Origin of the sequence: Marinicella rhabdoformis, assembly GCF_009671245.1 — a bacterium.
Lineage (GTDB): Bacteria > Pseudomonadota > Gammaproteobacteria > Xanthomonadales > Marinicellaceae > Marinicella > Marinicella rhabdoformis.
Genome location: NZ_VTFS01000001.1, coordinates 79,443 through 91,699 on the forward strand (window position 1 = coordinate 79,443; position 12,257 = coordinate 91,699).

Annotated in this window: 8 protein-coding genes; 2 read left to right on the plus strand and 6 right to left on the minus strand. The window is 37.4% G+C overall.

Annotated features, from left to right (window positions below):
• Positions 1-16: 16 nt before the first annotated feature.
• The gene (locus FET73_RS00335) at positions 17-1,825 is read left to right on the plus strand and encodes an Ig-like domain-containing protein (RefSeq protein ID WP_154221942.1); all 1,809 of its coding nucleotides are present in this window, start codon (positions 17-19) and stop codon (positions 1,823-1,825) included.
• Between the two features lie 66 nt (positions 1,826-1,891).
• Here the strand turns inward: FET73_RS00335 and FET73_RS00340 are convergent, their stop codons facing one another.
• On the minus strand, positions 1,892-2,167 hold the full coding sequence (locus FET73_RS00340; RefSeq protein WP_154221943.1) for a GNAT family N-acetyltransferase: 276 nt from the start codon (positions 2,165-2,167) through the stop codon (positions 1,892-1,894).
• Positions 2,160-3,512 carry a mechanosensitive ion channel family protein gene (locus tag FET73_RS00345; protein WP_154221944.1) on the minus strand — a complete coding sequence of 451 codons (1,353 nt, stop codon included), beginning with the start codon at positions 3,510-3,512 and terminating at the stop codon, positions 2,160-2,162. Before FET73_RS00345 ends, FET73_RS00340 begins: the two co-directional genes overlap by 8 nt.
• A 280-nt stretch (positions 3,513-3,792) precedes the next feature.
• Between FET73_RS00345 and FET73_RS00350 the strand changes: the two genes are divergently transcribed.
• Positions 3,793-5,676, plus strand: a complete 1,884-nt coding sequence (locus tag FET73_RS00350) for an FG-GAP repeat protein (protein WP_154221945.1) — start codon at positions 3,793-3,795, stop codon at positions 5,674-5,676.
• A gap of 181 nt (positions 5,677-5,857) precedes the next feature.
• On the opposite strand, the gene FET73_RS00355 is transcribed toward FET73_RS00350, so the two are convergent.
• The 4 genes from FET73_RS00355 to FET73_RS00370 all read right to left on the minus strand — a co-directional run bounded on the left by FET73_RS00355 (position 5,858) and on the right by FET73_RS00370 (position 12,255).
• Complete coding sequence (locus FET73_RS00355; protein ID WP_179952027.1) at positions 5,858-7,108, minus strand: 5-methylcytosine restriction system specificity protein McrC; 1,251 nt, start codon at positions 7,106-7,108, stop codon at positions 5,858-5,860.
• Between the two features lie 8 nt (positions 7,109-7,116).
• Positions 7,117-9,705, minus strand: a complete 2,589-nt coding sequence (locus tag FET73_RS15125; RefSeq protein ID WP_218944226.1) for an EVE domain-containing protein — start codon at positions 9,703-9,705, stop codon at positions 7,117-7,119.
• A gap of 88 nt (positions 9,706-9,793) precedes the next feature.
• Positions 9,794-10,660, minus strand: coding sequence for an HNH endonuclease (locus FET73_RS00365; protein WP_154221946.1), 867 nt, complete (start codon positions 10,658-10,660; stop codon positions 9,794-9,796).
• A complete protein-coding gene (locus tag FET73_RS00370) occupies positions 10,660-12,255 on the minus strand; it encodes an AAA family ATPase (RefSeq protein WP_154221947.1) in 1,596 nt (531 codons plus the stop codon). The genes FET73_RS00365 and FET73_RS00370 overlap by 1 nt, the downstream gene beginning before the upstream one ends.
• Positions 12,256-12,257 lie beyond the last annotated feature (2 nt).

Below are 12,257 nucleotides of genomic sequence, written 5' to 3' on the forward strand. Positions count from 1 at the left end.
TCCATTCGGGGGAATCATGAATACAAACAATAGAACCAAAAAAACTGCAGTTTTACTGACGCTCCTTTCAGTCAGTATATGTAGCCAAGCCGTCACTTATGACTTTGAAAACATTGGCCAAAATGGGACCAGTTTTTCTTCATCAGGACAAACATTCACCGTATCACCCGACCTGATTGGTATTTATTTTGAAACATACGGTTCCGAATTAAACGGTAATGGATTAACTTCTGACGGATACTTAGATACAGTCTATGGTACATCAAAGTCGGGCAATGTCGGAGGCATCAATGCCCCTACAGGCATGACATTCAGGGCCCAAAGCTTTGATGTTTGGCCTTCTGAAAACCAAGGAGGCGTGGTTCAAGACACTGGCGCTTTGGTCAGGGTATTGGGCTATCGTAACAACCAACAAATCATCAGTGAAAATGTTGCCATGATCGACTTTGGCCAAAACACCGCCTTGAATGTCAGGTGGCACCGCATTGATTTAACTGGAACTGCATTTAACAATACTGACGTAGATTCAGTACAATTTGAGTTAATTGGCAACCAAGATTACATTGCTGTAGATAATTTTATCTATGACAATTTGCAATCAGCCAATGACCTACCAACCATTGGGGGCACAAACAGCAGCCAAGGGGTCAATGATGACGCCACCATTTTACCCTTCTCAAATGTGACTTTGGGCGAGCCTGATGGTGACAACATCAGCTTAATTGTCACACTAGATGACAATGCCAAAGGTATATTTACCTCAGCTTCTTTAAATGCATCAGGCTTTTCGGGGGCGGGACCATACAGTTTGTCATCGATGACTGCAGCCAATGCACAAGCAGCCATCAGACAATTAGACTTCAACCCAACAGATGACCGTGTGGCTCCCGGCCAAACAGAAACAACCGCTTTCACCATCAATGCGTCAGATGGAGTCGGTTCGATAAATGACAACAGCACAACGGTTGTGTCCACTTCAATAGACCAAGTCCCAGTTGCTAGTTTTGATGAATTTCTTATCTTAGAAGATACAGCTAATGCAACCTATGATGTACTTGATAATGACAACGATGTTGACGGCGGCCCCAGAGTCGTAACATCAGTTGATAATCCGACTCATGGCACAGCTAATAACAACTCAACCAACATTTCATACCAACCAGACGCAGATTATTGCAACGATGGAAATGGAACGGATAACTATTTTTACCACATCAATGGCGGATCAAGTGCTGAAGTTTATATGTCTGTCACATGCGTTAATGATGCGCCGTCATTTACGGTCATGGGAGATGTAGATGCCACAGGTTTGGTTGATGCACAAATGTCAGAGATTCAAGTCCCAGGTTTTGCAGAAAACATCTCTATGGGGCCTGAGAATGAGAACAGCCAGGCTGTACTTGGCTTCTTTGCCAACTGCACTGATCCTGATGGCGTGGTAGATCAAATTCAAATTGATTTCAATGGCAAATTAATTATCGATTTCACATTAAACCTTGGCGTGGCTTCATGCCAAGCAACGTTATTAGACAATGGCGGGACATTAAACAATGGCCAAAACACATCAGCAGCTGTCTTCTTCAATGTCTCATTCACTGACATGATTTTTGAAAATGGCTTTGAAAACCTCGCCGACTTCATTGCATCATTAAATAAAAAGTTAACAATGGCTGGCTTTAACAAATCAATTGAGGTTGATGACGCTTTGCAAACCCTTTATTTCAATGGTCAAGAATTGATTCTTAATAAGCAAGACAGCCCAAGCAAACAAAATCAAATGATTAAATTGTGGCTCAAATCCACGCTTTACGACTTACAGTTTTAAAATTAATTTATAAGCATAAAAAAAGGCCTGTGATTGAAATAATCACAGGCCTTTTTTAATTTCACCTTAGGCCAACAAATCCTGTTCACCACTGTTTTTCTGAATGTAGTGCGCGACAAAAGAACAGCTCGGTATCACTGACCAGTGATTCACACGTGCATAAGCCAAAGCATATTTCACCAGTTCTGTGCCTATGCCACGACCGCCCAAATCACTGGGTACGATGGTGTGGTTGTAGTCAGCCACGCCACGACTTAACGCATAAGACAGGTAGGCGGTGTGACCATCCACAACGAGTTCAAAACGTTGGGATTCTTCATGGTGTTTGATTTTTTTATACATCATCTGACTCCTGGTTTTTTGTTTGCTTATCAAGCGGTGGTTTTTCCTTAGGTGGCAGTTCCCTATGTATTTGTTCCTTAGGTTCTTGCTGTTCATTTGTTTTACTCATCAACAACAAACTCCTGACATCCGCCCCACCCACTGACTGATGAATGCGCAAGTCAAAAGCATCAACAACCGCATAGATGTGATCAAAAATGTCACTTTGGATTTGTTCATATTCAGCCCAGTCTGTGGTATTTGTGAACGCATAAATTTGTAACGGCACGCCTTTGTCTTCAGCGGCCAATTGACGCACCATCAAAGTCATGTCTTTATGGATGCTTGGATGATTTTGTAAATAATTAATCAAATAAGCGCGCATGGTGCCAATATTAGTCAAACGCCGACCATTGATTTTAACTTCCAAATTAAGCTGCTCTTTCTGGTTATAAACCTCAATCTCAGATGATTTCTCACTCAAATAAGGAGCCAATAACTTGGCCTGATTCAAACGCGCCATCAATGCCTCGTCTAAAAACTTGATGCTGCTGACATCTAAATATATCGCACGCTTGATACGCCGACCACCAGACTCTGTCATGCCCTGCCAGTTCTTAAAAGAATCAGAAATCAAAGCATAAGTCGGAATCGTGGTGATGGTCTTGTCCCAATTTTGCACCTTGACTGTGGTTAAACCAATCTCAATCACATCACCGTCCGCACCATAACTCGGCATATCTAACCAGTCACCGATGCGCAACATGTCATTGACCGACAATTGAATACCAGCAACAAAACCCATAATAGGGTCTTTGAACACCAACATCATCACCGCTGTCATGGCACCCAAACCACTGACGATCAGCATCGGCGAACGACCAATGACCACCGCAATCATGAAAATAATCGCCACCAATGCAATGAACAACTTGATCGCCTGCAAAAACCCTTGAATCGGTAAATTCTTGGTCTTTTTGTTGTTTTTAGCAAAATAAGCAAAAGCATCTATCACAGAGAAAAAAGTCAACATGATAAACAAAATCACCCACAGCAAACTGAACGCCGACAGCACTTCGCGCAAAGTTGAGCCCTCATTTAACCAAAGAATCGCTTGCGCATGAATCAACACACCTTGTAAAGTCAAAGCCAACCGACTGAACAACTTTTCCTCAAACAAAACAGTGCGCCAATTCCTCCTGTAATTTTTAGCCATCCGCTCAATCGTCTTCAACACCACGCGGTGCAACACAAGGTGAATAACGACAGAAATAACAACAATAACCAACAAAACAGCCAAAGCCATTTGAATCTGCGACAACTCAATACCAAAAGGAGACAACCAATCTTTGATGTGATTTTTCATGTATGCATTTTTTTAGGAATGCCCATAAACTGGGGGTGAAATGTTGTTTTTAAAGCCACTGACTACAAAGAGTCAAACAGCACAAGCGGCACTGTTTGACCACACACCACTAAGCCAACTCTTTGAACCACAGAAGGCCATAAAACCACATGAATAAAATTAATTTAAAAAAGTGTCAGTAAACTCTGTTTCAGTTGTTAGTAGTGATTTAGGTGGTAAAAAAATTCAGGATTTTTATGCCATTTTTTATCAAAAATTTAAAAAACAAAACGGACTCGATATGAAACACATCACACAATTAAAATATTTAAGCTTTCTGATATTAAGCCTCATAGGGGGTCAAAGCTCAGCTACGAAAATCAATCATTCAGACAACACCTCTGACAATACCTCAATTAACAACTCAGAATTTCAATTCAAAAGCGCACTACAACAACAAAAACTTACAGCATTTGATGGCATGGCTGATGATTTTTATGGTACAGCAGTCAGCATATCAAACAACCGCGCTTTGGTTGGTTCTAAATATCACGACCCAAGCATCAATCAAGTCACAGTCGAGAATGCAGGCGCTGTTTATTACTATGAGTATGAAAATGGTCAATGGACTTTTAAACAAAAAATAATCGCCAGCGACGCCGATACCAATGACCAATTTGGAAATGCAATCAGCCTGTCTGGCGATCGTTTGATGATTGGCTCATTCAGAAATGATGAAGAAAGTGGAGATGCCGGCGCGGTTTATGTTTTTGAATTCAATAATTCAACATGGGTAGAAACAGAAAAGTTAACTGCCTCCGACGCCGCCAATAGTGATTGGTTCGGATACACCATAGCCGTCCATCAAGACACAGCCATGATCGCCGCCAGTTCTAATGATGACTTAGGCAACAGATCAGGTAAAATTTATGTTTTCAATCACGATGGACAAAATTGGATTGAAGGACAAAAATTAACCACCAGCGATGGCACCGACAACACCCGCTTAGGCGCATCTATCAGCCTGTCAACAAACCGCATGGTAGCAGGTGCCAACTTCCACCCAACAAATGGCCTGGCCGGCGGTGCAGCCTATGTCTTTGAATACAACAGCAACAATAGCCTGTGGGAAGAAACACAACAACTGCTGTCTGATTCAATAATCGATGGGGCCAATTTTGGCCATGCTGTCAGTTTATCTGGTGACCGCATCTTAGTCGGCGCCATTGAAGACACAGGAATCGTTGCTGACTCAGGCGCAGCATACCTTTTTGAATACGATGGACAATCTTGGGCTTTAAGACAAAAAATCACCGAAGCTGCCGTTGACGGTGGTGATGAATTTGGATCTGCGGTCAGCGTGGTGGGTGACAGGCTGTATATTGGTGCCCAGAATGCCGGCTTCAATGGCGCCTATTCAGGGGTGGTTTATGTTTATGACCGCTTAAGCGATGACATGTTGGGCACTGATTGGGTAAAAAGCGATGAAATATTCGGCCTAGACACCAACGCCCGAGATGAATTTGGCGTGTCCATCAGCATGGACGGCGGCCAGATGATGATAGGCGCCCACAGAGACTTCGCAGTCGCTAATAACGGTGGATCTGCCTATATTATGGATGCCTCATTTCCAGTAAAAGTCTCAGTAACAGGCCTATCCGCAGGCAATGATTTCATAATACAAAATAATGGCGGTGACGATTTAACCATCACAGAAAACAGCACCGTGATGTTTCCAACCCAACTGTACCAAGGTGACAATTACACCGTAAGCGTGGCATCGCACCCCAGCAGCCCCAACCAAACTTGCGCCGTCAAACAAACCGAAAGCCAAATCAATGCCAACGGCCAAAACAACGTTGAAGTCGCCTGTGTTTACACACCCTACTTCGTCGCCGGCCACGTCCTCAACTTAATCGACGGCAACCAAATGACCCTACAAAACAACCAAGCAGATGATTTAATCATCAACCAAAGAGGCGCCTTCATCTTCGCCCTGCCCTTGAATGATTTAGAAGACTACGAAGTCATTATCAGCAGCATGCCCAATGACCCCATCCAGCCCTGCACCGTCATCGATGGTCAAGGCACCATCGAAGGCGCAGACATCAACGACGTCGTCATTTCATGCCAACAAGGTGATGATTTGATTTATAAAAGCAGCTTTGAGAGTTTGGATAATTGATTTGGGAATTTGTTAGTGTATTTTTAGAAAATAAAAAAGGGCTGCCTGATGGTAGCCCTTATTTGTTGGTGGAGACGGCGAACGCCGAACTTATTTATAAGTCATTGATATTAAATGTGAATAAATTGCTAAAAATTATTTGATTTGAAATTACCACCATTATTACCACCAATTGTGATCTTTAACTGATTTCTAGAATATTGAGAATATTTTCTCCAATTTGCTCATCCAGTTCTAAAGTGTTTGGATTGAAGACTGTTACATAGCCCATTTTGCATTGATGCTTGATGTGCTTTGGCTCGTTTTCTGAGTCATTTGAATAATCATCTGTTTTATAGCTTTGAAATTTGTTTTCCTGGCTATTACCTGGATATAGCAACAATCCCTTTTTAGCGTCCCAAAATCTACAATAGCTATAAATTTGCCTTAAGTCAGAAACTGAAGCAGAAATATTCAAAGGTCTTTTCCACTTGGTATCAAGAATATATGTATCACAACCTTTTCTTAAGACGATATCTGGCTTTAAGCTGTTACTTCCCCAGAATGCCTTGGACTCTTGTCCAGATACTTCAATATCTGTTCCCAAACAAGACTTATGCAATTGCTTCAGAATGTATTCTTCCCACAGTTCATTCATATCGAACAACAGAGATAACATTTTTTCTTTGCCACTGGCTATATCAGGCGAATAATTAAAAATGATCAACCTTGCCAGCTCTAAAGCATAAGAATAACTTAATGTTTTCTTATTGAGCTGAATGTTGTTTAACTGCTTCGATGTGATTTTTTTGTCCGCAATTTCTGGAAAGTTTAATAAGACTCTTTTACTGAAATCATGCAACCTTGTACCGCTGGTAAACTGGTCAACTATATTTAGTGCTTTCAATAATATTTGATGAATTAAATGGTCTGTGTCGTAGACATGGTGAGTCGTATAAAAGCGTTCTTTATGCACTGCATTGTTTCTGATGTGTCCTGCAAACTCTAGTTTTCCTTTTAGTGCATAAGTATTTTTGGTTTGTTTTCTGTATTTCTTGATCAACCCTTTTCTGATTAATCCGTCAACTTCATGTAAAAACAAATCAAAATAGACTTCTAATAGGTTCAAGTTTTGCTGTTTCACATGAGCCGCGCTTGTTGATTCAGCTTTTAATTTGCCACATGTCTGTAACATCTTTAATAACAGGCCTTTCCATTTACCATCATCATCGTCTTTATCTGCTTTCGGGTTAATCTCTATGATTAATCCATCGACTTGGATAACACCAACAAATTGCTTAAATTTAATCCCTTTAGAAATAGGATCAAAGTAATTGCCATCATGAAGTTCATTTAATTTTAGGAATGCATCTAAATGTGACTGCTTGAAACCAAGCTCACCCACATATAAGCGTTGATGTTCAAAAACTGAAATTGTTTTAAATCTTTCCACAACTAAGCTTAGTTAGTTTCTTTTTTATTAAACAAGTCAGATACAGCTTCCATAATATTTTCACTATTAACTGTTTTCAAAACATAGGATGGGTTTTTGAAGTCATTTAAATTTTCGTAAGTAAAATTTGCAAAAGAAATATCATCATTTTTCTTCTTCTCAACGAACCCTTTACCAAGTACCAAACCAATCTTTCCATAATCACCATAAAAGAATTCTTGAAGCAAAGGCATTATTTTGTTGTTGAATGCTTTAGCCAACTTTTTCTTTGTATCAATTCCAATAAAGTATGAATGTCCTATGGTGTGATCTCTATCAATTAACAGTTCAATGCGTTGATTAATTGTACTTAATAAATCTGGAAGCTTGATGCCATCAACTTCGTGGCTTTCAATAACTCTCATATCAGGCATCACTTCTTTAAATTCAAAGCGACGTCTTAATGCTGTATCCAAAGCCTCTACAGATCGATCAGCTGTGTTCATAGTTCCATAAATATCCAAATTTGAAGGAACACTGAATTGATCTTTGGAATATGGCAATGTGATGCTTATTTCGTTCTTAGCACCTTTTCTTTTATCTGTTTCAACCAAAGTGATTAATTCACCGAAAATTGCAGACACATTACCTCGATTGATTTCATCAATAAAAATAGCATACCTATTATCTGGGTCTTTTTCTGCTTTAATACAGAGTTTTTTAAACACACCATCCTCGACTGTATAACCTAAATCTTTTACCTCATCTTCATCCTCTGGAAAAACTGGTTTAATGCCTTCTATAAAATCCTCATATGCAAAGGACTGATGGAAAGTCACAAAATCATAATGCTTAATAACTTTATCTGGATCAGCTTTATAGTTTTCAACGGAGTTCTTTAAATCAATTAACTCGGGAATTAGCTCATTAACTTGTTCCTCCAACACCTCCCAGTATGAGTCTTTTGTTTTAGTGAAAATATGAGGGCTCATTCTATTCGAAACATTCACAAATTCACATTCATTAATAGTATGGCTTTGTAACTGTCCCCATAGCGTTGGTCTAACTGTATTGGAATTAGACAGACTGGCCTTTTTTTGAACCCACTCATGTTCAAAAATATCTGAGACTTTTGACTTTCCTAAGTCCAACAATGCGATTGCTATGACTTTCCACCAAGAACAATTACTAACAACATTTTCAAAAAACTGTTCTTTAGATATTGATGAACCTTTAGACGTATATTTATCAAACAGTTGATCTTTCAAATAATATGTTTTACCAGTACCTGGTGGACCATATAGAATTTGATTTTTGGGTGGTTTCATACGCTTTTCAACCTTTGTCTGATACCAGTTTAGTAACTCTAGATACTGCTCTTCAGTAGCCTCAAAATTAGTGCCCTGATTTCCGGCTTTAAATTCTGAAAAAGCTATATCTCTGCTGGTTTCATTAGATAATATTGGATTGTCAGCCATGTTTTTGATGACTTTAATTTTTACCCTTTCAGTAATTTGGGTTTCGGATGGTTTTAGATAATATTGCTTCTCAGCATCTTCTTCTTCAAACTGGTGAACATGTGAGATAACTTCAGCCAGAGCATAACAACCAGAGTTTTTTCCAGTTAGCCATAATATGACTTTGTCACCTTTTCTTATTTTTGTTTTGTGAGCTGCAACTTTCCAGCTATTAACATGCTCATTATTTAGTGCTTCAACAATGTTGTAAATATTAGGATTACATTGGAAAATCCAGTAATTGGTATTCGTTTGATTGTTTTTTAAAAAGGCTTGATACTTGTTGAGTGCTTGTTTGAGGTGTTTGTAGCTTTCTTTAGTTAAAACACCTTTGCCAAGATTTTCAACTTCAGTGATTAAAGAGCTCGTTTTTTCTGAAGATGTTAGGTCAAAAATAGATTCAACTTTGATATAGCTTTTTGACAAGTAAGGCTCTTCTTCTATTAGGTTCTTAAATAATCGTTTTAATGCATCATGGTAAATTGCTAATGTTTTTTCGCTTATCTGACCACTCGAGGTTGACCATAAGCAAAAGTTTATTTCTTGATTATTAGTATAAAATGAATCGTTCGAATCAATATAGATTTCATTTAAATCTCTAATTAGCTCAATAAAAAGTTCAGAATTTTCAGATAAAACATTTTCATTTTTTAAATTAAAATAAAATTGTTTGTCTTCAACAAGAAACTCAAAATATTCTTGATACTTTTTAGATATTGATTTCGCTTTACTAATTAGATGATTGTAAATTTCGTTGCAAATTAAGTTTTCGTAAGCATTTGATTTATTTCTATGTATATCAATGTTGAAATTTAACCCATTGTGATTTATCGAAATACCTATCACTATGTGACTGTACTCATTTAAAGATGAGGAATAGCGGTTCCAAAGATATGTCATTACATTCCCGCTATTCTGCCAGCCACCATGCTGCTTTTGATCAATTTTGATTTTCGACTTTTCAATTAATGAATCGGTAAATGCTTTGAATTTTTTATAATTTTCACTGAATTCGCTCTTAACCTCCTTATTAAGATTCTTGAGTTCAGCCTTGTGATACTTGTTCAGTAACTCTACTGATTCTGAAATAAAACTTTTCATAAAAATTTTCTACAATCCTTTCAATAAGTAATTAAATATTTTACAAGTATGCAACCTAGCATGATCATTAGCACAGTGAATTGATTAATCAATTAAAACCGCCTTGGCAATACCAATCATTATTTGATAATGCTTGATACATTGCTGATTGCCATGAATTTTTATTTTTCCGATATTGGACTAAAAACTGATTATTCAGATAGTTTTTTATTTCACTCACTCCTGTATTTTCCAAGTAAATTCCCAATAAGTCTTTAAGTGTTGACAGTTCTTCAGCACATAATTTCACATACTTAGAATTCAAATCAAAATCATTAAAATGCACTTTGACTCTATTTTTTGATTCTTCATCCCAATCACTTGGTGGATTGACTAAAAATTGTATTGAAGCTGGTCTTGTTTCAATTACTTCTGCATACAACCATTGTTTTTCATAAAACTTAGAATCACTAAAATAAGGGTGTAAAGTGAGCTTTCTTTTTTCTGTGGCTATTCCTGATAGTTTATCTTTATTACAGTCTTGACAAGAAGGTACCAGGTTTATTGGTAAAACAGAAATTAAAGGGAATTTTGATTTTGGAAGGTAGTGATCAAGTGGATTTACAAAACCAACTCCGCAATAAGGGCATATACCATTAATAGCTAAAGATTTAATTTCATCATAAACGTTTCTCGCAGGCTTTCTTTTAGGAACCATATGTTCAGTATATAAGCCTTTTAGCTCTGCTTTTGTTACTTGACCTATTGCTATTTGATCATTTTTACAACTGACTGATTTAATTTGATGAAAGTCTTCTGTGTCAGCTTTTAAGGCATACTCATTTCCAGCATCTAAAATTTGCTTTGAAATATTACCAATTCTCTGTATCAAATCGTGTTTATCGCCTGGAATACTATCGAAACATAGATTAAATGTAGCTTCAGCATCGTGGCTTGGTGGATTGATTTTCCTCATTATCCCTCAGTCTGTTTATGCTTTTTTGATAGAATCAAAGATCTGAGCAATGCTTTTCCTTCAAATCCAATTTGACCGTCGTATGCATCTATAATTTCTTCATAATTTTTTCCCTCATCAACAGACTGACTTAATAAATCGTGAAATCCTGATTTCGAGACTTCCAGGCGAAATACTTCTCTGGTTAGAATACCAACATTTTCTGCAAACGTTTCAATTTCTGGTTCATACACATTCATTACAATTCCATTTCTAATAAGAATATTCACACAAGACTTAGGAATTTCCTGTAGAACAACAGGAGAATGAGTTGCAATAATTGCCAACCCGTTTCTATTAACTAATATATCATTCAAAGCCCTAATAAATGCGGATAAAAGTGGAGGGTGAAGATGGCTCTCGGGTTCATCAACAAAAACTATAGTTTTTTCTTCAACCGTTTCAACTAACTTTGTTATGGATAATAAAACAATCGCATGTCCTGAGCTCAAAAGTTTAAAAAACTTTTGAGCAGATCTATTAAATTTTTGTTTATTTTTAGAGCTGTCCCTGTCAAATAATTTAACCAGCCTATGTATATCCATATCTTTGAAATTAGAATCTGACTCCAATGTAGCAATGGCATTTAACCATCTTCTATTTTTAGCTGAATAGGCAAAAAAATTTGTAAGACTGTCAGCAAACTCTATACCTAATTGTGCTTTATCTTTAAGAACCCATTCTGGTTCATCAGTATTTGAAATATTCTTTTTTAGTCCAATATACGAAAAACGCCTACCTTGATTTTGGTCTAAATTATATGCAGGAGGGTCAAATGAATCAAAGGCACTGAACGAAATCGAAACTAAACCAGCGAAGTAATCATCACTTATTGGCTCTTCATCTACCCAATCAAGATCATTAAGCCTATTAGTAAATACACCATATTCTTGATTAGATTCTGGGTGATCCGGAGTTTTTAATAATGCGTTTACCATGTTATTTAAAACAGTTGTTTTTCCTACTCCGTTTCGCCCAATTAATACATGCATATTTGTAGACGGTTTACTATTAGGGCTCACTTTGAACTTCAGTTCAATATCTGAATATTTTTCACATTTATCTTTTTTGTATGTAAAGTCATATTTTGAAAGTGCAGCTTCACCGTTCAGTATTCTCTGAAATTGGTGTTCTATAGACGAGTAATTGACCCCCCTTAATAATGAAGTTTTAAATGCATCTTCATCTTCTATTTGTTTTCTTCTTTGTGGCTCTATGGCAATATCATTAAGAGCTGTAAGAATTTCACGTGCTTTTTCTAACTTAAAAATTTTTACAAAGTTAGTGTAGTAATCAACATCTTGTCCTAAAGAATAAAATTCCTCAGGCAAATTTGTAAATTTACTTTGTAATTTTTCTTCAGTCCATTCACTACTGTGTCCCCTATAACTAATCTTGACGCTACCTATTTCATGCTTATTCTCTCTATCATCGAAAATAATCAGCTGAAACAGTGTTTTATATCCATAATCATCCCAATTATCTGCCACAAGATAACCTGTATTGAAGCTTTTTTCAGGAGGATATTGACCATATTTTATAACTTGAAAATCCATAA